This window comes from Paenibacillus ottowii, from assembly GCF_050516475.1.
GTDB lineage: Bacteria > Bacillota > Bacilli > Paenibacillales > Paenibacillaceae > Paenibacillus > Paenibacillus ottowii.
The window spans coordinates 2,983,021-3,007,914 of record NZ_CP191577.1; the positions used below are offsets into that span (position 1 = coordinate 2,983,021).

The 24,894-nt window shown below is 49.3% G+C and carries 23 protein-coding genes and 1 pseudogene; 3 read left to right on the forward strand and 21 right to left on the reverse strand.

Annotated elements, in window-relative coordinates; translation table 11 throughout:
* Window positions 1-190 precede the first annotated feature (190 nt).
* Window positions 191-1,776: pseudogene (locus ACQQ6X_RS13855) on the forward strand (IS1634 family transposase).
* Between the two features lie 201 nt (window positions 1,777-1,977).
* Here ACQQ6X_RS13855 and ACQQ6X_RS13860 read toward each other — a convergent pair.
* Both ACQQ6X_RS13860 and ACQQ6X_RS13865 read right to left on the reverse strand, forming a co-directional pair.
* Complete coding sequence (locus tag ACQQ6X_RS13860; protein WP_305165804.1) at window positions 1,978-2,592, reverse strand: TetR/AcrR family transcriptional regulator; 615 nt, start codon at window positions 2,590-2,592, stop codon at window positions 1,978-1,980.
* Window positions 2,564-4,102 carry a phytoene desaturase family protein gene (locus tag ACQQ6X_RS13865; protein ID WP_305165805.1) on the reverse strand — a complete coding sequence of 513 codons (1,539 nt, stop codon included), beginning with the start codon at window positions 4,100-4,102 and terminating at the stop codon, window positions 2,564-2,566. Before ACQQ6X_RS13865 ends, ACQQ6X_RS13860 begins: the two co-directional genes overlap by 29 nt.
* Window positions 4,103-4,414: 312 nt before the next feature.
* Between ACQQ6X_RS13865 and ACQQ6X_RS13870 the strand changes: the two genes are divergently transcribed.
* A complete protein-coding gene (locus tag ACQQ6X_RS13870; protein WP_305165806.1) occupies window positions 4,415-5,650 on the forward strand; it encodes a PHB depolymerase family esterase in 1,236 nt (411 codons plus the stop codon).
* Between the two features lie 360 nt (window positions 5,651-6,010).
* Here ACQQ6X_RS13870 and ACQQ6X_RS13875 read toward each other — a convergent pair whose 3' ends face one another.
* The 10 genes from ACQQ6X_RS13875 to ACQQ6X_RS13920 form a co-directional block, all read right to left on the reverse strand.
* Window positions 6,011-6,118, reverse strand: coding sequence for a putative metal homeostasis protein (locus ACQQ6X_RS13875; protein WP_016822819.1), 108 nt, complete (start codon window positions 6,116-6,118; stop codon window positions 6,011-6,013).
* Between the two features lie 241 nt (window positions 6,119-6,359).
* Window positions 6,360-7,235 carry a cysteine ABC transporter substrate-binding protein gene (locus tag ACQQ6X_RS13880; protein ID WP_305165807.1) on the reverse strand — a complete coding sequence of 292 codons (876 nt, stop codon included), beginning with the start codon at window positions 7,233-7,235 and terminating at the stop codon, window positions 6,360-6,362.
* An 18-nt stretch (window positions 7,236-7,253) separates the two neighbouring features.
* Window positions 7,254-8,009 carry an amino acid ABC transporter ATP-binding protein gene (locus ACQQ6X_RS13885; RefSeq protein WP_305166127.1) on the reverse strand — a complete coding sequence of 252 codons (756 nt, stop codon included), beginning with the start codon at window positions 8,007-8,009 and terminating at the stop codon, window positions 7,254-7,256.
* 17 nt (window positions 8,010-8,026) lie between these two features.
* Window positions 8,027-8,704, reverse strand: a complete 678-nt coding sequence (locus tag ACQQ6X_RS13890; protein WP_305165808.1) for an amino acid ABC transporter permease — start codon at window positions 8,702-8,704, stop codon at window positions 8,027-8,029.
* Entirely contained in the window at window positions 8,685-9,350 is a 666-nt protein-coding gene (locus tag ACQQ6X_RS13895; protein ID WP_305165809.1) for an amino acid ABC transporter permease, read from the reverse strand. The genes ACQQ6X_RS13890 and ACQQ6X_RS13895 overlap by 20 nt, the downstream gene beginning before the upstream one ends.
* A gap of 218 nt (window positions 9,351-9,568) precedes the next feature.
* Window positions 9,569-11,017, reverse strand: a complete 1,449-nt coding sequence (locus ACQQ6X_RS13900; protein ID WP_305165810.1) for a SulP family inorganic anion transporter — start codon at window positions 11,015-11,017, stop codon at window positions 9,569-9,571.
* Between the two features lie 272 nt (window positions 11,018-11,289).
* Complete coding sequence (locus ACQQ6X_RS13905; RefSeq protein WP_305165811.1) at window positions 11,290-11,862, reverse strand: hypothetical protein; 573 nt, start codon at window positions 11,860-11,862, stop codon at window positions 11,290-11,292.
* A 22-nt stretch (window positions 11,863-11,884) separates the two neighbouring features.
* Window positions 11,885-13,555, reverse strand: a complete 1,671-nt coding sequence (locus tag ACQQ6X_RS13910) for an ABC1 kinase family protein (protein ID WP_305166128.1) — start codon at window positions 13,553-13,555, stop codon at window positions 11,885-11,887.
* A gap of 1 nt (window position 13,556) precedes the next feature.
* The gene (locus tag ACQQ6X_RS13915; protein WP_305165813.1) at window positions 13,557-13,916 is read right to left on the reverse strand and encodes a phasin family protein; all 360 of its coding nucleotides are present in this window, start codon (window positions 13,914-13,916) and stop codon (window positions 13,557-13,559) included.
* A gap of 113 nt (window positions 13,917-14,029) precedes the next feature.
* Complete coding sequence (locus tag ACQQ6X_RS13920) at window positions 14,030-14,668, reverse strand: ThuA domain-containing protein (RefSeq protein WP_149034598.1); 639 nt, start codon at window positions 14,666-14,668, stop codon at window positions 14,030-14,032.
* Between the two features lie 423 nt (window positions 14,669-15,091).
* Between ACQQ6X_RS13920 and ACQQ6X_RS13925 the strand changes: the two genes are divergently transcribed.
* On the forward strand, window positions 15,092-15,541 hold the full coding sequence (locus ACQQ6X_RS13925) for an AbrB/MazE/SpoVT family DNA-binding domain-containing protein (protein WP_063213794.1): 450 nt from the start codon (window positions 15,092-15,094) through the stop codon (window positions 15,539-15,541).
* 105 nt (window positions 15,542-15,646) lie between these two features.
* Here the strand turns inward: ACQQ6X_RS13925 and ACQQ6X_RS13930 are convergent, their stop codons facing one another.
* The 9 genes from ACQQ6X_RS13930 to ACQQ6X_RS13970 all read right to left on the reverse strand — a co-directional run bounded on the left by ACQQ6X_RS13930 (window position 15,647) and on the right by ACQQ6X_RS13970 (window position 24,840).
* Window positions 15,647-17,104 (reverse strand): cobyrinate a,c-diamide synthase, encoded by a 1,458-nt coding sequence (locus tag ACQQ6X_RS13930; protein WP_305165814.1) that lies wholly within the window; start codon window positions 17,102-17,104, stop codon window positions 15,647-15,649.
* Complete coding sequence (locus tag ACQQ6X_RS13935) at window positions 17,097-18,185, reverse strand: cobalt-precorrin 5A hydrolase (RefSeq protein ID WP_305165815.1); 1,089 nt, start codon at window positions 18,183-18,185, stop codon at window positions 17,097-17,099. Before ACQQ6X_RS13935 ends, ACQQ6X_RS13930 begins: the two co-directional genes overlap by 8 nt.
* Window positions 18,178-18,972 carry a precorrin-4 C(11)-methyltransferase gene (cobM, locus tag ACQQ6X_RS13940; RefSeq protein ID WP_305165816.1) on the reverse strand — a complete coding sequence of 265 codons (795 nt, stop codon included), beginning with the start codon at window positions 18,970-18,972 and terminating at the stop codon, window positions 18,178-18,180. The genes ACQQ6X_RS13935 and cobM overlap by 8 nt, the downstream gene beginning before the upstream one ends.
* On the reverse strand, window positions 18,969-19,685 hold the full coding sequence (gene cobI / locus ACQQ6X_RS13945; protein WP_305165817.1) for a precorrin-2 C(20)-methyltransferase: 717 nt from the start codon (window positions 19,683-19,685) through the stop codon (window positions 18,969-18,971). The genes cobM and cobI overlap by 4 nt, the downstream gene beginning before the upstream one ends.
* A gap of 29 nt (window positions 19,686-19,714) precedes the next feature.
* Complete coding sequence (gene cbiE, locus ACQQ6X_RS13950) at window positions 19,715-20,971, reverse strand: precorrin-6y C5,15-methyltransferase (decarboxylating) subunit CbiE (protein ID WP_305165818.1); 1,257 nt, start codon at window positions 20,969-20,971, stop codon at window positions 19,715-19,717.
* Entirely contained in the window at window positions 20,964-22,109 is a 1,146-nt protein-coding gene (locus ACQQ6X_RS13955) for a cobalt-precorrin-5B (C(1))-methyltransferase (RefSeq protein ID WP_305165819.1), read from the reverse strand. Before ACQQ6X_RS13955 ends, cbiE begins: the two co-directional genes overlap by 8 nt.
* 74 nt (window positions 22,110-22,183) lie before the next feature.
* A complete protein-coding gene (locus ACQQ6X_RS13960) occupies window positions 22,184-22,828 on the reverse strand; it encodes a precorrin-8X methylmutase (RefSeq protein ID WP_142612494.1) in 645 nt (214 codons plus the stop codon).
* Window positions 22,829-22,993: 165 nt separating this feature from the next.
* Window positions 22,994-23,773 (reverse strand): precorrin-6A reductase, encoded by a 780-nt coding sequence (gene cobK, locus ACQQ6X_RS13965; RefSeq protein ID WP_305165820.1) that lies wholly within the window; start codon window positions 23,771-23,773, stop codon window positions 22,994-22,996.
* Window positions 23,770-24,840: a sirohydrochlorin chelatase gene (locus tag ACQQ6X_RS13970; RefSeq protein ID WP_305165821.1), complete on the reverse strand. Its 1,071-nt coding sequence runs from the start codon at window positions 24,838-24,840 to the stop codon at window positions 23,770-23,772. The genes cobK and ACQQ6X_RS13970 overlap by 4 nt, the downstream gene beginning before the upstream one ends.
* Window positions 24,841-24,894: the final 54 nt, after the last annotated feature.

The following is a 24,894-nucleotide window of genomic DNA, read 5'->3' on the forward strand; positions in this document are numbered from 1 at the left end:
GTATATATACTATATGTGTATTATCATGACAATAGGTCTCTGCTCTTATTAATTTTTGTCGAAAATCCGGATGTTGGGTTCCTGAAACCTGCATTCCCGCGAAATTATAACGAGGTTTGCCTAAAAACCCTATAGGTACGGGATTTCCTTAAGTCCCACTTACCAATATCCTCCATTCCACGTTATAATTATAACGTGGAATGGAGAAGGAATATGCCGCTCGTTTATCACCTACGTCTATGAATCCGAGAACTATTGGGATAAAGAGAAGCAACAATCACGCAGCCGCCGTACATGTGTGGGTAAGTTGCACCCTGTTACTGGCGCTCTGATCCCGTCGAAGCGCTTATCCGAGCCCGCTCGCTCCCTGAAACGGGGTCCTATCCCCTTTACCGAAACAAAACGCCTCTATGCAGGCGCCACCTATTTGCTGGATGCGATCGGCGACAAGTTGGGCATTGCCGCAGATTTGAAGCAGTGCTTTCCGGATCACTACAAGCAACTCTTGTCCATCGCCTTTTTTCTGATCCTGGAGGATCATAATCCTTTGATGCGTTTTTCGAAATGGGCGTTGACGTACCGCCACCCGTATGGGCGAGATATTCCTTCCCAGCGCAGCAGCGATTTCTTCGCCTCCATAACCGAAGAAGCCCGAGAGCAATTTTTTCGTCTGCAAGGGCGCCGCCGGACGGAACAGGAGTATTGGGCCTACGATACGACCACCTTGCCCAGCTATTCGGAAAGTTTGAAGTAAGTCAAATATGGAAAGAACAAGGAACGCGATCCGCTTCCGCAAATGAATCTGGCACTGCTGTTCGGCGAGCAATCGAATTTGCCGTTCTACTACCGCAAGCTGCCTGGGAATATGTCTGACGTGTCGACGACTCAAAAGCTCATGGCTGACATGGACTTTTTGTCGTACAAAAAGATCAAGCTTGTCATGGACCGCGGCTTGTACAGCGAAGCGAACATCAACGCGCGCTGTACCAGCATCATCTAAAGTTTCTGATCGGTGTTAGCGTCACACTGAAATATGTGCAACAGGAACTGGACACTGCCAGAACGCACCTTCGTCATTGGGAGCATTTTCATGCCGACTATAATTTGTACGCTTACACGACCCCCATTGCATGGCAGTATAGCCAGGAGCGGCCCAAAGGCGATGTGCTGAAAAGCGAGCGCAGAGCGTACGTGCACCTGTATTTCAATAAAGAAAAAGAAACCGACGACGCCAACAAATTAAACCGCCGGCTCACCAGGCTGAAAGCCGAACTGGAAAGCGGGAAACGTGAACCCGCACATGAGAAGGTTTATCCACGGTGAAGTCCAATGCCCAAACGCGGTTCGGTCGTCAAGGCGAAACAGGGAGCCATCGATGCAGCGGTCCAAAATTACGGATATTTTGCACTGCTTAGCAATGAGATCCAAGACCCCATTCAAGCGTTGGCGTTATACCGCAATAAGGATGTCATTGAAAAGGTATTTGGCAATTTGAAAGATAGCTCGAACTTCCGACGCATGGAGGTATCCTCCGAACGAAGTCTGGATGGGAAGCTGTTTGTTGAATTTGTGGCCCTGATCTATTTATCCTATCTCAAGAAAGTCATGCAAAAAAAGAAATTGTTCCAGCTTTATACGATGCAGGGACTATTGGACGAATTAGATGTGATTGAATGTTACCAGCGCCCCGGACACAACTTACAGTTTGACGAGATCACCAAACGTCAGTTAGAACTTTATGCGGCCCTGGACGTCCCGCCTCCAACCTCGTTATAATTTGGTCGGGAACTTAGGTTTCACCGGCTAGAAGATGCGTGCTTAGCTGGGCACGCTGCAACAAAAAAGACCGCAGCTTTTAGCTGCGGTCTTCATATCACTTTTTGAGAAGAATAGCCGGGGTGAACATTCGTTAACATCGGAATTGACGTATGCAGACTTGTATGTACGGGGTGTGAGGATAAAAAATTAGCCGCTACGTCAGCGGCTTAATCCTCGAAGAAAAGTATCTATAGTAAATGAAATTAACTCATCATTTGATTTTGCCATAGGAAGCTCAAAATTCAGGAGGAGAGCGGTCAGTCCGTGCAGCATACTCCATATGGATCTAGCGATCAGGCGCTCATCTCCCTGAATAATACAGCCTTCCTCCATAGCGGCTTTGAGCCCAGTCTCAAGCAACTCAAAACCTTTAAAGCGCCCACTGTCTATAAGGCTAACCAAGCTTACAGATTCAAGGTTGCTGATAAACAGGATGTTGTAGTATTCCGGATTAGCCATGCCAAAACGGACATAAGCGTCGGATACTGTTTTCAGTGTGTCCAGAGCATTCAATCCCGCTGCCTGTGCTTCATCCACACGCTGCTGAAGAGCCTTTAGGAACAAAGCATTTCCTTCTAACAACAGTTCACGGACAACTGCTTCCTTATTGGAAAAGTAATGGTAAATAGTCGTTGGTGAATATTCAATCTGATCCGCAATTTTGCGCATGGAGACCTCGGCATACCCGTGGTTCAGGAAGAGCGATCGGGCGGCCTCAATGATTTTTCGGCGAATCTCACTGCTTTCACGTTCTCGGCGTTTGATATGTTTCATGAGTTGCTATACTTGCCCTTTCTGCCTTCCCCAATTTGGCGGCGATACGATTAGCTTCCATTATACCCGAGTTCATAACCCCTTGAAACCCGCCCCCGGGCTGTGTCCAGGCTCCTACCAATGACAGGCGGTTCAATGCCGATTTGCGCTTCAGTCTGTTTATGCCGGACTGCCGGACTGATTGTGCATAGCCATAAACAGCTCCGCCGGGATTAGCGGTATAGCGCTGCATTGTGCGTGGTGTGCCCAACTCGGCCACCACCACCTTGCTGCCAAAACCGGGATATAGCTGTTCAAGACGTTCCAGTATCTGCTGTATTACTGCTTCTTTTTTGGCTTTATATTCGGGTCTTGCGCTAGGCCAGTTCTCCAATCTATCCAAAAAGGTTACGGCGATGACACCCTTCCCCGGTTCATTGAGCGTAGGGTCCATAGCGTTATAATTAGTGAGCATCCAGTTGCCTTTCGTATACTGGCCGCTCATCATGACTTCATAATCCATCTCCGAATCCGGCTCGTTACATAGGATCAAGTCTTCTTCTATGATCCCAAGCTCGCGAGGCTCGCATGATAGCCCTAGGTATAGCTGAGTGAGAGATGTGCCAGTCTCCAGTTTGGTGACAGCCTCCAGCTCACGACGGGCGGCATTATGATTTTCCAGCAGACGACCATAGGTATGATGAGGACTGATACCAGATACAACCCAGTTGGCTTTATATACATCCCCTTTTTTCAGACGAACACCAGCTGCCTTACCGCGTTCAAGTATAATTTCAGACACCTGACTGCGTAGGTGGACTTCTCCCCCAGCTGATTGAATAGCGTCAACCAACGCATTGGATAAGGCCTGTGCCCCTCCCTGTATGTAATACGCCCCCTCCAAATGATAGCCAATCCAAGGAATGAAAAAATACAAGGCCGCTAGCCGCTTCGGAGGTAAACCATAATAAGCCCATAGGGCGGTGAAAAATTCCGTGAATCGGTCAGATAAGCCGAACTGACTTACAGCCTCCCAGGTGGTCATTTGCGTCCAGCGGAAGAAGGTGCCTGCTTTGAGCAGACCTAACATCTTACGCCAGGAAGTAAGGGAAGAAAAAGCAGTAAAGCCTGTCTTAAAACGGTGAATACCTGCGAATAGATTGTCAATGGCTGCTATCTCAGCAGGGAACATGTCTTTGAGAAGCTGCATATATTCCTCCACATCGGATGGGATATCAATAATCTGCCCTTCCCAGCGGATCGAGTAAGGGTGCTTTTTGCGAAGAGGAACGATTCGCTGGTCCACATCGCATTCCTTTAACATCTGTCCGAAACTGCCTTCTTCGAGTCCGCCGACACCGTGCAAGGAGACGTCAAAGGTATATCCTTTTCTTGTAAATTCAGTAGCGAAGCCACCAGCCAAAATATGACTTTCAAATACAGCTGTCCGGTAACCCAGTGCAGAAAGTCTTGCTGCACAGGACAATCCACTCAGCCCTGCACCAATGACAATAACATCATAATGGTTCATGATTTCATCTCCCTTGTTAACATCGTTATATAAGTTAACAGTGTTAAGTTAAGTAAATTATATACTACCGTATCCCTGTTGAGAAGGAAAATTATTTTTATAAAAACATCCAAAAATGTAGCGCTTTCACTTGTCAGATTCCATGGAGGATGCTATTCTTCAGGTGGGATTGTTACTGAAAAGGCAAAACCCGAGTACACTTGTGTACCCGGAGTTTGCCTTTTTTTTGATTTGTATGAGTTCCACAGCATACAGTCAAGCGTCCTGAGCATATAGTAAGCGCTTTAAAAAAACACCAAAGGAGATTATCTTATGCAAAAAAGACGTTTTGCCCTTGTTCTACTATCTTTCGTGTTCCTGCTTACGATCTTTTATCCATCCTCGAACTCTGCTGCGGCAGCAGCCGATGTTTCAGCACCACAGGCCACCCTGCTTACTGAGGTACAGCCTCTGGGTGAGATTGTTTCAGCCGTTGTCCTGAAATACAGCACCAATATTGACGGAGCATCCCTGTCCACGTCCAGCTTTCAGGTTCAATCTGTGCTCAATGATGTATACACGGACAGAACCGTGACCGGTGTGTATACCAACGATACCGGTGCCATCACTAACCGCAGTACTCATGGCAAATATGTCGTGATCGAGCTGGACTCGCAGGATAAAAATGCAAGCACCCTTACTTACGATTCAACAAGCGCAGTCAACCGCATCAATCCGTTGAACTATTACATTAGCCAAAAGAAGGATATTGCAACTTCAAAGAAAACAGTCGTTCCAGTCTCTGCACAGGCTATAAAAGCAACCGATAAAGTGACACCCATTGTAGACGATTTTCAAAAAAGCACTTTTGAAAACAAAGACGGCTTCAAACTCAACTACTTTACATTTGAACCTAAAGTAGAGCCCGGCACAACCTACCCGTTGGTTGTATTCCTACACGGAAACGGCGAACGTGGTGATGGAAACGGGGTTAACCTGCTAGCGAATGCCGGTGCAGTCACTTGGGCTTCTCCGGAGCAGCAAGCCAAGCACCCATCCTTCGTTATCGCTCCTCAAAGCCCGATTGACCTGGAGCATAAATTTATTTGGGCAGATGAACCGCGCAACAGCGCTGTTGCTGATTTGGTACGTGAAACGGCCCTGAAATATCCGATTGACACTAACCGAATCTATATCGTAGGTATTTCTCAAGGTGCCATGGGAACATGGAGATTGTTAGAAAAAAATCTTGATCTATTCGCTGCTGGCGTACCCATTGCTGGTCTGACCAACTATGAAAAAGCGGTGAACATGTATGCCCCTGTTGACCCTGCACACGTTGAAGTATTGAAAAACGTTCCGATTTGGGCTTTTCATGCTGCAGATGATACGACAGTAAGTCCTAAGAACTCGGAAGAAATGGTTGCTGCCATTAAAGCACAGAACGGAAACCTCATTCACTTCACTGAATACGAAGCAGGGATGATCAAACCTACAGGACACTTCTCCTGGGTTCCGGCTTTGCAAGATCAGGATATGATTGAATGGCTATTTGCACAAAAGAAATAAATGTAGTTTTTGTATTAAAATCGAACTTAAAAGTTTCATATTGTGCCACTACGCAGTCAGATAGTGCTTCCCATCGCCACCGCCCCCGGTTTTCTTGAACAAAGCCTTTTATAGAGTAGAAATCCGGGGACAAAAGCGATCGCTTCGCTTGTACAGCACTATTCCGTCTACTCCGTTTTTATGTTCATTTTGGTTTGGTATCTTATATCTCCAAATAAAGCGCCAGAACGGTTTTTTATTATTCAAAAAAAGACACCTGCCTTCCTGTGTACCACCATCAGGAAGGTAGGTGCAATATTAAAACGAGGAGACTGAGAAATTTGACACTGGCATTGCCATTTACAGTTAACTTGAAGCTTGTTACTTCGCGCGCTTCGCAGCTTTGATCGTTCTCAAAGCCCGTCTGCGCGTTACCTTGTTCGGACTGCTGAGCTGTCTTCTGGCAGTAGCCACATCCGTTTTAGCCATGTGTAAAGCACCATCCTATTCACTTAGGCTCATATTGGGAGTCTGCGCCTAAAGACTTAAATGATAATGAGAATCATAATCATTTAAAATTATATAATGAAATCTACGAGCATGCAAGAGATTTTGGGGAAGTATTATCTCGATTAAGAACTTACAAATCTCCCTTTTCCCCACATTAAAGAAGCGTTGGGACAGCAAGCCCAACGCTTCTTTATGATCTTAAAAGCAAATTATACGATGATTAATTCACCTTTCCGCCCTCTACAACCAATTGATCCGTAAAGCCTTCTCCGTAAACAGAGGTCAGTGTGTCCTTATAGGCTTTATGCACAAAATTCTCCTTGCCCAATGTAGCCAACTCGTTGTTGATCCAATCCAGCAGTTCCTTATTTCCCTTCGCTACTGCGGGGGCAATCGTATCTTGGCCACCGAAGGCTGGAATGCTTACGGTGAAGCCGGGATTGGCCTTGGCCCAAGCGATCAGCTCTGTATTATCATTCGCAATGGCGGCACCGCGTTTGTCTTTGAGAGCTGAAAAGATTTCGGTGTACTGGTCGAATTTGAGCAGCTTGATGTCAGGATAATTTTTTGTGAAATAAGTTTCAGCCGTCGTTCCCTTGGCAACAATCAGCTTTTGATCCGATCCTTTCAATTGGTCGATCGTGGTGATTGGTGCGCTGTCGGGTGACACAATACCGAAGGATAATTTCATATACGGGTTAGCAAAATCGACTTTTTCTTTACGCTCATCGGTCACAGTAAAGTTAGCCATGATGATATCTACCTTGTTCGACTCCAAATAGGCAACCCGGCTGGCGGCATCCACCAGAACGAATTCCACTTTGGACTCGTCGCCCAAGAGATCTTTGGCAAACCGTTTCGCAATATACACATCAAAACCCTGATTCTTCCCTTCAGAATCTACGTAGCCAAAAGGCGGCTTATCCGCGAAAACACCGATTCGAATCTTGCCATTCTTTTTAATGTCCTCAATTGAGGCGAATTTAGCCGAACCCGAACTACCATTGGTGTTTCCAGCTCCTGCACATCCCGCCAAACCGACGAGCAGCAAGCTCAAAACCAGTAATAACGTTGTGAACTTCATTCCTTTTCTCATCTGTATTCATCCCCCTGTTTATATCGTTTCGTACTGAAATATATCCAGAAAGTGCTGGGCACGCTCTGTTTCCGGTTGGGTAAAAAATTGCTGTGGCGTAGTCATTTCACATATCTGTCCTTGATCCATAAAAACAATACGATCTCCTACCGACTTCGCAAATCCCATTTCATGCGTCACGATAATCATGGTCATCCCCTGCTGAGCTAGCTCTCGCATAACATCCAGCACCTCTCTGACCATTTCCGGGTCCAAGGATGCGGTGACCTCATCAAAAAGCATAATCTCAGGGTTCATACACAGAGCGCGCACAATCGCAATTCGTTGCTTTTGCCCGCCTGATAATTGTCTCGGATACGCATCCTTGCGGTCCAGCAGACCGACTCGCTCCAATAGCTGCTCCGCTTGCACAAGCGCCTCCTGCTTGTTTCTCCGCTGAACTTTAAGCGGGCCGAGCAATATATTTTCCAAGACCGTCATATGCGGAAATAGCTCATAGTTTTGGAACACCATTCCGATATGCTGCCGCACCTCACGCCAATTCACTTTTGTATCCGTCAGATCCTGTCCTCTGTAACGGATATCTCCCCCCTGGACGGGCTCTAGACCATTAAGACATCGGAGCAGCGTACTTTTACCACATCCTGAAGGGCCGAGAATAACCACGACTTCCCCTTTCTTTACGTCCAGACTAATCTGCTGCAGTACTTTTCGGTCGCCGAAGCTTTTTTCCAGTCCTCGAATTTCCAATAAAACCTCAACAGGCTCTCCCATGACACCACCCCATCCTGCTAATTTTGCCATCTGCGTTCAAATCTTTTGGAAAGTCTGGATAACGGATAGCATACAAGAAAATACAATATAAAGATAAAACCATACACCCAAAAGGATGCCGAAGGTGCCTTGATTACACCAAGTTCAATAATCTGCTGCCCGACCTTGACCACTTCCACAACACCGATCAGCACCACAAGTGACGTGGTTTTGATCATGCGTGTCGCCAGATTAATAGAACCCGGGAGCATGCGGCGCACCGCTTGGGGAATGAGCACATGACGGTATAATTGCCAATAGGTCAGCCCCAATGCCTGCCCGGATTCCACCTGATGCTTGGGCAGTGATTCCAATGCGCCTCGTACGATGTCACCAATTTCCGCTGCTCCCCACAGACTGAATACGATTACTGCTGTCAACTCTCCGCTGATATCCACATTCAGTAAAGGTGTAAATCCAAAATACACGACATACAACCATACCAAAATCGGAATAATGCGGAATGTCTCCAAATAGAATCTCAGCACAAACCGAATCGGTCTTGATTTTAAGGTGCGCAGTAGACCCATCAGAATGCCTAGCAGCGTACCAATAATAATGGAAAGTAATGCAATCTCCAGTGTAACGAGCAATCCCCCTAATAGACGCTCGAAATTCGATCCCTCAAACAGCACATTAATCCCCGAACTCAGCATATCGCACCTTCCTTTCCACCCACGTCAGCAGCATCGACAAAGGTAAAAGCAGAATGAGATATGCCAATACCAGCAGAATCAACGATTCTGTCGTTTTGTAGTACATGCCGATCAGGTCTTTTGCCACATTCATCAGATCCAGTAAAGCAATGGCACCCACAATGGAGGTCTCCTTGAGTAGAAAGATCGCATTCGCTCCCAGGGATGGAATACTGATGCTAAATGCTTGCGGCAAAATAACATATCTCGCCAGTTGTATTTTGGACAGTCCGAGGCTCAACCCGGATTCCGTTTGGGTTTTACTCACGGCTTCAATTCCACCGCGGAACGCCTCAGCCATATAGCCCCCGCCCAAAAAGGTCATTCCCACAATGGCACACGTCATTTCGCTCATGTGCAGACCAATTTTTGTAAACCCGTAATACAGAAAATATAACTGTACAAGCAGCGGTGTATTTCGGGAAAGCTCGATATAAGCTACAATGATTCCGCTAATTCCTTTCACCCTGTAATACAGCACTATGCTGCACAGCAAACCGACGACTAGTGAAAACAGAATAGCAAAAAAGGCAATCTTCAACGTTAGCCACATGGCTTCTCCATACAGCGGCAAGCTTTCTACAATAAACTCCCAGTCTAAGTTCATATGTACATACCTTTCAATTTTCAATTATTCCTATGTACTTGCTATGCTTAATAACAACGATTGTATTCCTGCCAAATTATTACGTCAATACTTTGATGAAAATTTGTCATATTTATCTTTCATTTAGAATGAAAACCGCTATTTCATTTCAAAAATAAATAAAAAAGTCTGAAATGGAGGGTTTCCATTTCAGACTTTGCTTTGTACTATACGATTCATCACACGATCGGTTCTGTAACTACAGGACCGCCGAGCTTCTCTACAATTAAACGGCTTTCCTCATTTAACCCTTGCAGGGTAATCGATTTACCTGAGTTTTTGTATTTTTGCAGCACCTTGCCAATGGCAGTAACCGCCGAGTGATCCCACACATGCGAATGGCTGAAATCCACTACAACGCGCTCCGGATCATGTGAAGGCTCAAAATGATCGACAAAATGAGTCGTTGAGGCGAAAAACATCGGTCCCCTGACATGGTACACCTTGGCTTCATGATCCTCAGTCGCACTGATATGGATTTTAGCCATTTTCCAGCCAAAATGCAAAGCACTCAACAGCACACCTACGATCACGCCCTTGGACAAATCATGCGTAGCCACCACGATGATGACCGTGACCACCATAATAAACGTATCTGCCTTGGGAACCTTGGCGATGTTTCGGAGCGATTTCCAATCCACGGTTCCGATACACACCATGAACATGACTCCCACCAATGCGCCCATAGGCACTTCCTTTACAACCCCGCCAAGCACGAGCAGCAAGAAGGCCAAGAACACCCCTGCCGTGAAAGTCGACAGACGTCCTCTTCCCCCTGAGCTGACATTAATGACGGATTGTCCGATCATGGCACAGCCACCCATACCCCCAAAAAAGCCATTTACAAAGTTGGCAATCCCTTGCCCGCGGGCTTCCCGGTTTTTATTGCTTTTCGTTTCGGTCATTTCATCCAAAATACTGGCTGTTAGCAGTGATTCCAACAGTCCAACCAGCGCCATCGTAAAGGAATACGGCAGCAAAATCCGCAACGTGTGCCACGACCACTCAATTTGCGGCAAATGAAATGAAGGCAGCGAGCTGGTTAGCGTACCGATGTCTCCTACCGTTTTGACATTCAATCCAAATACATACGTAATGATCGTCATGATAATAATTGCAGTCAATGGAGCAGGAACGCTTTTCACAAATCTCGGTAAAATATACACAATCAGCAATGTTCCTGCTACCATGGCGTACATGATCCAATTCGCTCGATGAAAGTGGGTAAGCTGCGCCATAAAGACGAGGATCGCCAGTGCATTTACAAACCCGGTCATGACCGGCTGTGAAATAAAGCTAATAAAGCGCCCTATTTTCAAAACCCCCAGCAGCACCTGAATAACCCCAGCTAAAATGGTAGCTGCAAACAAATACTCCACGCCATAATCCTTGACCAGACCAACGACCACTACAGCTACAGCCCCGGTTGCTGCCGAGATCATCGCTGGCCGTCCGCCTGCAATAGAAATGACAATCGCCATCGAGATGGAGGCATACAGTCCGACCATAGGGTTAACACCTGCAATGATTGAGAAGGCAATTGCCTCTGGAATCAGCGCTAGCGCCACGGTCATGCCCGCAAGTATATCAGCCCGGATATTGCCGAACCATTGTTGTCTAAAATTCATACAGTTTCGTTCCAGCCTCCTATATTTACAGAGAACAGCATCTTGACCCGCAACCCGATATGGCTTTGGGCATCCGTCCAGCGGTCAATCGCCAAGGCTCTCCTATCATTCAGCTCGTCTCTCTCAAACGAACCCGCTCCGTTATATTCAGTCCATCATTATAACGCAAGGAATTCGTAGAGACGAATGATTTAAAAGGCTGTTTACAGAAAGAAAACCTCTATTTGCTTAAAATATCGCTCGTTTTCTTCATCTGGTTCGTTTTCTTATATTTAAAATTTTCGTAATTTCAGCACAAGCTCCGTAAGAGATTCAGCAACCTCAGAGTCCACTTGGTGCTGAAGCACGTTCTCAAAATCAGGTAGCGCTTGCTTTAGTAACCGACAACTATAATCATAGTAGCCCCAAAAAGCCACCGGATCATAGCCGCGTGCTTCTTCCTCTTCCCACTCCAGTTCATCTTCTTCGGGGTCGCTGTCTGCTGGCCATAAATACTTCTCATCTAGCAGCATGGTCAAGGATTCCACGGACTCCTGTGAGTCCGCTTGTGGGTTTTCCATGTCCAACGCTTGAACAACCATGTGATACAACTCCAACTCATTTAGTGTGATATCCTTCGGCCTTCTCGCATGCATGTTCCGCAATAAGAATAGTAATGCCCATGGGGTAACCTGCCACAGTGTGCCTTGATGCTCAATCAGATCAGCGATGGCTGCATACTCCCCATTGGATATCAAATGCGGCAACTCCGTGCCTCTACCATAAGGAGTAGTCAGGCGGTGCCACGGTACATCTGCGATTTCAAGAGTATTCATTGAGGCAGTGTTTATCTTATGAGTGTCCATGACGCCTCCTTGTAGTCGGTATCTAGAACCTTCCTGATTTAAAAATAGAGTACAGTAAAAAGGCAACCATTAAGAGCGCTACGACAAAACCAATTTCAATTGCAGGTACGTTCCATAGCATAGTCGCCTGATGATTTAGTGAAGAGCCGATAATCAGTCCAACCATAATAATGCTGAACGCTAACAGCACAATACTGAATGACAAGCGATTGCTGATCTGATCCAGCTTGCGCAACAGCTGTTCCAGCTCGGGTACGGTTACTTCCAGTTTAAGCTTACCCTTGCTGATAATTGAGGTCAGATGCCTCGTCTGTCTCGGCAGCTCCATCAGTGTCTCCACCAGCTCAGCCGCACCACCTAACAGCTTGCCCCGAATACGACGACCGCTGAAGCGTTCCTTCAGCAGCTTGTTACCAAAAGGCTCAGCTAATGCAATAATACTGAGGTCGGGGTCCAGATGCTCCACAACCCCCTCCAAGGTCAGCAGCGCCTTGCCAAGCAGCAGGACGTCCGACGGCAACCCAATTCGATGGCGCTGGGCTGCGCCAAACAGGTCGTTCAAAGCATCGCCAATGCTGACCTGTGAGAAAGGAACGTCCGAGTAATCTTCGCGTATCTTATCCAGATCGGCACGGAGCGCATTCAGATCGGTATCCGGTTCAACCAGCCCCAGTCGTTCGATAGCCCGTACCATGGCGTCGGTATTTTTGCGCATCAGAGCGATTATGAGGGAGGCGAGGTGATTTTTCATTTCTTCGCTTAGCCTTCCCGCCATGCCAAAGTCCAGATACGCGAGACTTCCATTATTCAGGACAAGCAAATTCCCCGGATGGGGATCGGCATGAAAAAAGCCCTCTATAAAAATTTGATGCAGCATGCTGTTGACCAGCCGCTGCGCCAGTTCTTTTAAGTTATAACCACGGCCCAATAGCTCTTCACGACTGCCCAAGTGAGTTCCCTCCAGAAACTCCATGGTCAGTACACGTGAGGAGGTATGGTCCCAGTATATTTTCGGAATATAGATATGTGGGTCCTGCTCAAATTGGAGCGCAATCTTCTCTGTGTTACGGGCTTCATGGTTGTAATCCAGCTCCTTAATGAGCGATCTCCCCAGCTCCTCCACCATCTGGCGAAGCTGGTAACGCTCCACCCATTCCCAGCGCTTGGCTGCCATTGCGGTCAATTCCCGTAAAATGTCCAAATCCCGCCGGATGATGCGATTAACGCCTGGACGTTGGATTTTAATGGCGACCATTTCGCCGCTGTGCAGCTTGCCCAGATGCACTTGCCCGATCGAGGCAGCCGCCAGCGGAACATCATCAAAACGAAGCAGTATGTTCTCTAATGACGTATCCAGCTCCTGCTCCAGAATGCCACGGGCCGTGTCAGGCGAAAAAGGCGGTACCTGATCCTGAAGCTTAACCAGCTCGCGGATAATAGGCTCTGGTAGCAGGTCAGCGCGTGTGCTGGCCAACTGTCCAAGCTTGATGAATGCAGGTCCCAGGTCCTCCAGCACAAGCCGAATCCGTTCACCCAGCGTTTTGGATTCGGGGGTTTCTCTCGTCAGCCACTTGCGGGGCAGGGATAGCAGCTGGAACAGTCCCATTTCTTCCACCATATAACCAAAGCCATGACGCGCCAGCGCCATGGCAATTTCCCGGTAACGACCGGCGTGCTTCATGCGAACGGCCATTTTAATCCAACCGGTTCGCTTCTTCAGCGTCACTCGAACCCGTAAGCGCCGCCTTTTCTTTTTCCAGCTCCGCTACCTGTTTTTCCAACAATGCCACACGTTGCTCCAAACTTGTGACATCATTTTCGGTAGGTACTTCCAGCTCCTGCAAAATGCGACTAACCTGCTCGCGGACCATGGTTTTGAATTGTCCCTGTTCCTCTGCCCCTCGTTCGATCAGACGATCGACCAGCGCTTTGGATTCCGAGGGTGCAAGTTCTCCCCGATTTACAAGCTCCTCAACAGCTTTCTCCACTTTTTCTTTGCTGACAACGGTGAGGCCCCATCCCAATGAGATGGCTTTTTTGAACAAATCGCTCATAATATACCCTCCCCTACCTGTGATTACCTATAGTATAACCTGAAAAGGGGAGCCGCATAAAGCTCGCGACTCCCCTCTCCCAATGGATGGAATGGTTATGAATATGATTTGGCTTAACCCGGAAAACGTCCGGCCCATTTAGCAGCCTGAAGCAGCAGCTTGCGGTATCCCTCATGCTGGAAACTTGGCTGATTATGTCCAGGCATCAAGTAGACGACCCGGCCCAAGCCATAGGACAAAGCCCATGCAGCCGGCCACCACTGACCTTCGTGTTCGTATTCCATCAACAGTGTCTTTTCAGTGAATGGATCAAAATCAAAGCGATACGGCTCCTCTTGAATCTCAAACGGCTCAATCCCTTCCATAATCGGATGATCCGGCTCCGTTACCTTGAAGGAAAGCAGTTCCGCTGCCGGATGCCGCAGGAAACGTGCTCCCATGAGCTGTGCAATTTCATACCGTCCTTGCAATGTGATTCCGTTATGCAGCACAAGCAGTCCACCTCCGCCGCTGACATAGGACAGCAGTCCTGCTGTTTGCTGAGGAGACAGAACCTCCTTGCGGCTGTCACAATACGAGATGCATAGATCGAATGAGGCTAGATTTTCCTTAAGCAGCATTTTACGATTCTCACTGCATTGTACCGTCATCGAATCATGTAAAATATGGCTAATCTCTTCGTCCACCCCTTGTAGCGGGTGAAACTCCGGATATGAATAATCTCCTAGCAGCAATGCTTTTCTTTTTTCCATCAAAAATCCTCCTTGCCTGACTTGTATATAAGGACTTTAAAGGCGGCCCCGATCTCTTGTTTGTGCGGGCAAAACGCTCTAAAAAGTCCATCTCGCCCTCATCTATTTCCCATGAATACCGCCCTCATTGTCCAAGCTACGGCATATATAAAATAATTCTACAGGCGGCCTATTAAATCCTTTAGCAGAAGATTATAGCATATATGTTCGCTCTGAATACACTTGTTCAAAATTTTCTAAACGTGACGCTGGCGATTCGGCCCGTTTATGGTATACTCGTAAGAAAAAAAGTGCGTCCAAGCATGCTTTATTCTAAAGGACTGCTTTTTGTAAGAAGTCTATGCTTGCGGTTATAGAATTGTTAAGAATTTCTTTTAAGCTTATACATTCTATAAATCTTAAAACAATGGGGAGGTTGCATGAATGAAAAGGACTGGAATGACCCGGCCCTTGGACAGCTTGGGACGAATTGTGCTTCCTAAAGAGTTGCGCATGACGATGGAGATTGACATCGGCGATCCATTAGAGTTTTTTATTGAAGACCAAACACTCATGCTCCGTAAGTACAAATCAACCAATTGCATATTCTGCGGTTCCGTTGATACCAACACCTATTTTAAAGACCAGTTTATCTGCGATGCATGTGCTACCTCAATGAAAACGGAAGATTTAATTCCGGTCACAGCGACTGAAACCGAGTCACCTCCATTGAAGCAAAATATGCATATGAAAAAGATTTACCAGCGCACGGATGTTATTTTGGAGAAAATGAGAGAGCTCATGGAAGAACATCCGGCATCTTCACAAAAACAGCTTGCTTCCATGCTTGGCGTGAGTCAGGGAAGGATTTCCCAGCTGAAAAAGCTTATGTAGATGAATCGTCCAAAAAACAATGTATACGCTTCCATTCTATGTAAGATTTGATTCTCTTATACTTAGAACAGCCGGACCCTTATGGGGACCCGGCTTTTTTGTTTTTTAGTGGTACGCTCGACATTTTTCAACCCAGCGTGCTGCTGCCTTGGGGAGAGAAGCGAGATGAATGTGTGTGTAGGCTGCCAAAAGGTTCCCTTTGGCAAAGCCTTCGCTCTGGAGTCCACGCATTCCTTTGGTTTGATAGGCAAAGGGATAAGGGGCAGCAGATTCATCATAGCTCATGACAGAATAATGAAATTCGTGTCCCCGAATCGTCTCTCCAGCCTCCAACAGCAAGCAATCTTGCAATGCAGTTGCTTCCCGGTATCCCAAAGCAGCCCGCTTTTCCTGCATGCGAACATCCGAAGGGATCACCCCAGCCATGTGGTAGGTGTGACCCACCCGATCCGTAAGTGTTCGGGCCAGTATCATATAGCCACCGCACTCGGCGAATACAGGCATATCCCGGCTGACGGCGGCGCGAATATCTTCCAAAAAGCCTGTATTGGCAGCGATATCTGCCGCAAACTCCTCGGGAAAGCCGCCGCCCAAATATAGCCCGTTGGCACGCTCAGGGACGCGTTCTCCCGCCAGCGGACTAAAATAGACAATCTCTGCTCCCGCCTGGCGCAGCAAATCCATATTTTCCGGGTAGTAAAAATTGAACGCGGCATCTCTGGCGACAGCAATGACAGGACGCTCCCCGGCCGCAGCTTCATACCCAGCTGTTGGATGCCGATCCAGTGAAAATAATGGGTGCTCGGGCAGAGTGAGCGGCGAAGCCGAATCCGCCAATGTCCGCAGTGCCTCCAGATCCGTACCTGCACGGATCAGTTCTGCCGCCCGTTGGAAAAGCGGCTCCAGCTCGCCGCGTTCTACAGCAGGCACCAGACCCAGATGACGTTCGGGGATATCCAGCCCGTCATCGCGCTTTAACCAGCCGAGCACAGGGATGCCGCATTCCTGCTCGATCGCCTTTTTGACCATGCTGTAATGCCCCTGGCTACCGCAGCGATTTACGATTACGCCCGCAATGCGCAGCTTGGGCTCCAAGCGCTGAAAGCCGAGCACGATAGCGGCCGCACTGCGTGCCATGCTGCGCACGTCGACGACCAGCAATACCGGGCTATCCGTCAGCATGGCAATTTCGGCGGTCGAACCAATATTGCTGAGCGGGTCCTTGCCGTCATACAGCCCCATGACGCCTTCAATCACAGAGAGATCCGCGCCTTCAGAAGCGCGGATAAAGGTTTCACGCACCGTATCTGGCGAGGTCATCCATGAATCGAGATTACGGGAAGGCGTTCCGGTCGCGGCTGTATGATAGGTCGGATCAATATAATCCGGACCGCACTTAAACCCCTGCACTCGCAGGCCGCTGTCGGCGAACGCCTTCATCAGCCCGAGGGTCACCGTGGTTTTGCCCGCACCGCTGCCCGTACCGGCAACAACGATACGGCTTCTGCGCACTGGAGTAGACAGATCAGGCTGTTGTACAGGCTGCTTCATATCGTCATTCATAAGGCACCCGCGCCACAGACAACGTCATATTGCCGATTTTTTTCTTCTCCAGCAGCCAATGGTCTGCACCTGAGGACAACAGGGCTGAGGGTTCGCTAACCCCATATGCCCCGGTGTATTTGAAGACGGTCTCCGATGGATTGGGAAGCTGCACCGTATTCAGCTCTGACGGAGTGTAGGTCACCAGTTCCCAGCCGTATTTGCCGCAGAGGGCAAGCAAGCCCTCTTCATCCTTTTTCAGATCAATCGTGGCAATATTCCGTACGCTTTTGACAGACAAACGCAGCTCTTGCAAGGTGTCCAGCACACCAGCCTCCAGCTCCTCCAATGCAGTCCCCCGATTGCAGCCAATACCAAGCACCAAGCTTTTGGGACGGTACAGCACGCCATTTGAAAGAAACCTCTCCTCTTCTTCAGGCTCCAGCAAACGGTCACTCACGACCAACGCGGCGTTGAACGGCTCATGTGCCGCTTCCGCCATTGAGGCATATACCTTGATATGCGCAGGTACAGGCTTGTCATAACGCCACCAGTTCCGTTCGCCCGTCTCTTGGATGAATGCAACGGGCTCCTCATTCACAACAGCGGCGCTCACAGGCGTGGCCTTGTCGAAGCTATCGACCACCCAGCCCAATTCCCGGCCCAACATATCCACCGGAATCGTGCCCTGCACGTCCGATGCGGTCGTGATTACCGGACGTGCGCCGAGTACAGCAGCTACATGACGGGTCAATTCATTCGCGCCGCCCAAATGCCCAGACAGTACGCTGATGACATGTTCTCCGCGATCGTCAATGACGACCACGGCTGGGTCTACCTTTTTATCCACCAAAATCGGTGCAATCATACGAACCACCGCACCTAGGGAAATAAATAATATAATACCGTTATATTGCTTGAATAAATCCGGCAAGATCAGCTTGACCGAACCTTCGAACAATTGAATGCCACGCTCCTGCTCGTCACCACGTTCAAACTTGGACATGTAATACACGTCCGTACCCGGAAAGCTGGCTTCCAAATTGCGGACCATTTCGACTCCATGCTTCGTGATCGCCACAGCGGCAAATGGATTACTCACCAGGCTTCACTCCTTTCCGGTAGCCATGGGTGAACGACTTGTCATACAGCTTGGAACGATGCGCGTCCTTGTCCACCAGCCCCGGGTCGAGCGCCCAGCCTGCCAAAATCATGGCATGCATTGTAATACCCTCTGCGCGCAGATCGGCTGGCAATTGGGCAAGCGTCGTGCGCACGATCTTTTGGTCCGGCCAGGTTGCGCGCTGCACAACTGCTACAGGCGTGTCCTCGCTCCAGCCGGCCGCCAGAAACTCAACGACCACCTTCTTCGCCAGCGTTGCGCTAAGGAACAGCGCCACTGTACAGTGGTGGGATGCCAGATCACGCAGCTTTTCTCGATCGGGTACAGGTGTACGGCCTTCGGCACGCGTCAAAATAACCGTCTGCGTCAAATCAGGCACGGTTAGCTCTGCACCCAGCACAGCCGCAGAAGCAAAGACCGAGCTGACGCCGGGTACGATTTCATAGGCTACGCCGCGCTGCTTCAACAGCACCATTTGCTCCAAAATCGCACCATACACTGCCGGATCACCTGTATGTACACGAGCTACGCTACGTCCAGCCTGCACAGCCTCGCTCATAATCTCGACCTGCCGCTCCAAATCCATGCCTGAGCTTTGCAGCACCTGCGCCTCGGGCTTGGCCGTAGCAATCAGTTCGTCGTTCACAAGTGAATCTGTGTACAACACCACATCTGCCGTGCGTAGAATCCGGGAGCCTTTGACTGTAATCAACTCCGGGTCGCCAGGGCCTGCTCCTACGATATATACCTTTGGCTCCAACGTCATTTGCTCACCACCATTAAACTCAAATATTCAAGCTCCTGTCCGCGCAGTTCACGGGCGTTGCGCCATACCATTTCATAAGGAGATGTGACTTTGGTAATGACAGAGGCACGATCCCCAAGCTTGAGCTCATCCAGCACATCCAAAATCAAATCCAGCACCTTGGCAACCTTGATAAACACGACTGTATCGTGATTCTCAATCGCCCGCTTCATCGCTTCCCGATCCTCCGTAGCCGGAATAATACCCACCTGCTGATCTCCGTCTGCCAATGGCAATTCGAGGGCTGCCGCCGCTCCCAATACAGAAGAGATGCCCGGAATAGATACAATCGGCACCTCGGGATGAAGATCCTTCATCAGACGCGCCAAGTGAATAAAGGTACTGTACAGATTGGGATCTCCCTCTGTGACAAAGGCTACATCCTTCCCTTGACTCAGAGCCTCCCAGCAAGCAACCACCGTTTTATTCCACTCCCGCTCCAGTACAACCGGGTCCTTAGTCATTGGAAAAATGAGCCCCAACATCTCCTTTTCCTCCGGGTTCACGTATAATTCCACAATTTCGTGAGCATACGATTTGCCTCCTCGGCGCTTCTTCGGATAAGCCACAACTGCACATTCCTGAATCATCCGATACGCCTTGACCGTGATCAGCTCGGGATCACCCGGCCCCACGCCTACGCCGTAAAGTGTTCCTATTGCCGCCGTATTCATGCTGTCTCTCCCCCTCTTGATTTACCAGCTTACTCCCCTGCTGCTCCGTCAGCCACGTCTACCGGCGGCTGTCCTGTAATGACATATATCGGATTGAGTCCGTCAAAACGAGTCATATTTAAAATCGGCTTGCTACGTGCTGTTTGCAGTAGCGTCACCGAGGTTTCGAGTCCTGCGGCTTGCATCGCCTTCATACCGTCATGCAGCGTCTCAATCGTTGCAGCATTTACTACAATTCGCCCGTCCTTACGCAGACGGGAAGCGCACAGACGGATCAGTTCTGCCAGTTCTCCTCCGCTCCCGCCGATAAACACGGCATCCGGGTCTGGCAACTCATCCAATCCGGCAGGCGCTTTGGCATGAATCACTGGAAAATCAGTGCGAAATTTGATCTTGTTCGCTTCCACATTGGCCAGATCGCCTTCATTCTTCTCAATGGCAAACACTTGCCCGTACTTGGCCAGCCGCGCACATTCCACAGCTACAGAACCCGAGCCTGCACCGATATCCCATACGATGCTCCGCTCAGTCAGTCGCAGCTCGGACAAGCTGAATACACGCACTTCACGCTTCGTGATCAGCCCTTTTTCCGGCTTGCGCTGGTGAAATTCAGCATCCTCAAAGCCAAATCCCCGGCGGATTGCTGGCACGTCTTCTCCCTTACGACGGCGCAAAACAACCACGTTTAGGGGCTGGAATGTCCCCTGCGCCATCTCTTCCAGCGTATAATGCCGATACACCTCATCCGGTCCTCCCAAATGCTCACCGACAAAGGCATCATATTCCGTCATGCCAAAATGCAGCAGATAAGCGGCAACCGCAGCGGGATGATTGCGATCATCCGTCAGCAGCGCAATCTTGTTCTGTCCATCAATCCGCTGCGCTAGACCAGTCATCGGACGACCATGTACACTTTCCAGCACCGCATCCTGCCAGCTTTCACCGAGACGTGCAAACGCCAGTTGAACCGAACTGAGATGGGGTAAAATATCCAGGTGTTCGGCCCCCAGCTTGGCAGACAAATAGCCTGCAATTCCAAAAAAAAGCGGATCGCCTGACGCAAGCACGACAATATCCTTGTGCTCACGCAACCGTCCTAATTCTTCTACCACGGCGGATAATCCGCTCTTTAATGTTCGTTTTTCTCCTGCGGCTGCCTTGAAAAAAGCCAGCTGGCGCTCGCCACCGACCAGCAGGTCAGCACGCTCAATTTGTTCCAGCGTTTCCTGCGACAGGCCTGCCGCTCCATTTTCTCCAATACCAATCACACGGATCACTCTACTCACCGACTCTCGCCCTCCCCAGCACGTTCCCTTTCAGCGTTACCAGTATCATTTCCACGGTGATTCCACCACCTGCATGCTCCAGACAATGCTGACACCCATAGGTACATAACTTTTCAAAAAAGCTCAGCGCATTCGCTTCGGTCATCATATCCGCCACCTGCGTAGCTGTATTCGCCTCAACCACTGCCGCTGCAAGCGACTCGTCCACCCCTGCTTCACGCGCAACTCTAGCCAAAAATCCAAAATCTACCGGAGCACTCTTGGAGTGAACCATCATGACACCCTGAGCAACCTTTGACAGCTTGCCGGGCATACCGACGAGAATAATCTTTTTCATTCCCAATCGTTTGCCATGCTTGACTGCAAAGCCAACAAAGTCACCCATCTGAATAAAAGCTTCTTCCGTTAACTGGTCATACATTTGCATCGCATATTTTTCACTGCTGCCACCTGTGGTCAGGACAATTTCCTCGCAGTTCATCGCTTGGGCAACCGATATAGCCTGCACCACGCTGGCTTTATACGCAGACGTGGAAAACGGAACGACCACACCGCGTGTACCCAGGATGGAAATTCCCCCAAGAATGCCTAGCCGTCCGTTCAGTGTTTTCTTGGCGATTTCTTCGCCGTCCGGCACACTGATGACGACCCGGACCCCTTTGGCCGATCCATGCTCCTCAAGCACGCCTGAGACGGCCTCCGTAATCATCCGGCGCGGCACCGGATTGATCGCTGCTTCCCCGACAGGCACAGGCAGGCCGGGCTTCGTTACCCGTCCCACTCCAATGCCGCCGTCCAGCTCAATGCCCGGCTCCTCGCGCCAGCTAACAGAGGCGCTAATTCTCGCCTGATGCGTGGCATCCGGGTCGTCGCCACCGTCCTTGATCGTCGTGCAGGAAGCCTCGTCCGCGTCCAACACAGGCTCGATCAGCTCAAACGCATGATCGAAGCCCGCGGGCAGCGATATCACCGCTTCCTTCGGCGGTATGCCCGTAATGAGCAGTTGCACCGCTCCTTTGGCTACTGCCGCCGCACAAGCCCCCGTCGTAAAGCCTGACCGCATCGGCTTGTCCGGCGCGGGAGCTTCACCACTTTTCATCCGTTTGGGTTTGCTGGCGGACGCCGCTTCCTTTTCCATGCCAATTCCTCCTTAACCTCTGCTGCTGATCATGTCTAATTTCATTTCATGATACAGCAAACGGACAACCGCATCTAGCGGACAGCCATTAAGGAGATGGCATTCAATGCCGCTACCACAATCGTACTGCCACCCTTGCGTCCAATATTCGTGATGAACGGAATATCCAGCTTGCGCAGCTCGTCCTTGGATTCTGCCGCCGATACAAAACCTACGGGCATGCCAATCACCAGTCCGGGTTTAGCCGCTCCTTCTTTCACCAGACGAATCAGCTCCAGCAACGCTGTCGGCGCATTCCCGATCGCATAGATCCCACCTTCGCTGGCCTGAATCGCTTTGCGCATTGAAATAATGGCACGTGTCGTATTCAGCCTTTTGGCTTCTTCCATCACGTCCGGATCAGATATGTACACATGAACATCCCCGCCGAATTGACGGATACGATCCTTGCTCAGCCCCGCCTGAATCATTTGCACATCTGCCACCACCGGCTGCCCGGCGCGAATAGCTGCAATTCCTGCTTCGATTGCTTTTGGATGAAATACCATGCTGCGCCCCAGCTCAAAATCAGCAGATGCATGAATGACACGCTGTACGACGGGGTATTGCTCTGCTGTAAATGGATGCTCTCCCAATTCTTCTGTGATCATCGCGAAGCTTTTACCCTCAATCTCCTGCGGCTGCACCGTTAGCGGCTTAAAGTCTGTTTTAAAATCCATGGTATCGACCCACTCCCTTATGGAAAATTAGTTTAGGAAAAATAACTGCCCGTGCAGTGAAATATCAGATATTTCTATTAAAACACGTATATTAAGATGACTATATTTTAGATACATGCCAGCAGTTGTTCTGGATTAACTGAACTTGTAGGGCTTTGACTCAACTCAAATTGAAGTCTCCCCTGTGGCTGTACGCAGTGCGTTAATTACTCCGTCGAAATGATCAAATACCGTACCAAACTCTACTTCTGGTCTGGAAATCAAAATGACGTGAATACCCAGGTCCAAAGCAGACTGAACCTTCTCATCAACTGCTCCGGTGCGTCCGCTTTCCTTGGTGACCATCACAGTCGTAGCAAAGTGCTTGTACAATGCTTCGTTCATCTCACGCGAAAAGGGTCCCTGCATGGCAATAATATTTTTTTGCTCCATCCCCAGTTCGCCGCATTTCTCCATATTGTCGAGGCGCGGCAGCATACGTGCAACCAGACGAATCTCCGGGTCTCCGAGTAAATGCTTGGTGAACGTACCGAGCGTCTTACTGCCCGTTGTAAGCATGACAGAGCCTTTAAGTTGCTTAGCAATTAATGCCGCCTCTTCATAGGAAGGAACGATATGGAGCAACGGATGATTGTCATACACCAGTCCCGTCCGCTCGTAGCGGATATAAGGAACTCCAGACTCGCGAGCAGCAGTCATCGCATTCGCATGTGCTTCCTCTGCAAAGGGGTGACTGGCATCAACAACAGCCTGCATCCCCTTCTCCCGAATCATTACCCCCATTTCATCGGCTGTCATTCGGCCTGTACGCACGTCCAGTCCTGCTTCGGACAAACTGGCTGCCGCGCTTTCGGTTACGACTGAGGTCAATACGTTAAAGCCCATACTACGAATTTGCAGCGCCAATTCCCGTGCATCGCTCGTTCCACACAGCATGAAAATCATGAGCCTTTCACCTGCCCAGTTACGTTCACTACAGAAGCCGTATGATCATGGTCATGCTCTTCATGGTCGTGAGCATGTCTATGCTCATGATCGTGCGCGTGGTGGTGTGTATGGTGCTCGTGATGATGATCATGCTCATGTGTATGATGATGGTGGTGATCATGATCGTGATGGCCATGCTCATGGTCGTGATGGTGATCGTGGTCGTGGTCGTGGTGATGATGGTGATGCTCCTGTGCTTCCAGACGGAACTGGCAGTTATCACAATTAGCCGTAACCTTACCGAACAAGCCTTCGTTAGCTCGCTCTAGCACCAGCTCAACCAATTGAGGATGGAAACCAAAATATCCGCCCATTTCCACCTGTAATGCAGGGTGAGCCTCAGCAAATTCCTGGGTCATTTCTTCGATGCGCTTAATCAGCACACCCGTGAACAGAAAATACGGAAGCACGATAATCTTTTTGGCACCCAGTCGTACGCAACGCTCCAGGCCATCTGGAAAAGAAGGCTGCGTCACACCGATAAAACTGCTTTCTACCCACGTATAAGAAAGCTTCTCCCACAGCATACGGGTGATTTTGAAAAAGTCACTGTTTGCATCTGGGTCGCTACTTCCGCGTCCTAACACAAGTACCGCTGTTTCTTCGTTGGATACCTCGGCAGATGCCTCGACCGCGCTATGCAGCCCCGCTGGAACTGCAACTGGACAGGTCTCTTTCAATCGATCCAGCAGTATGCTAACGATTTTCTCGTGAACGCCAATCGGGCGTCCGTATACAAATTCCACTTGCGGATATTTTGCCTTTGCCCGATCAATAGCCATCGGAATATCAATTTTGGCATGTACTGCTGCGAACAAAATAATCGGAATAAGAACGACACGCGTCGCCCCTTTCTCCACACACGCCTGCACTCCTTCGCCAATACTGGGCCGTGCCAACTCTAGAAAACAGGTTTCTACATACGTACCTGGCGCCCGATCTGCCACCGCCTGTGCAAATTCCAGTAGTTCCTGATTCCCCTCTGGGTCCCGACTTCCATGCCCAACCAACAATATTGCATCCACTGCTGTTTGTTCCTCCTCATTTATAGGGATAGCCTACAGACGCCCTATTTTATA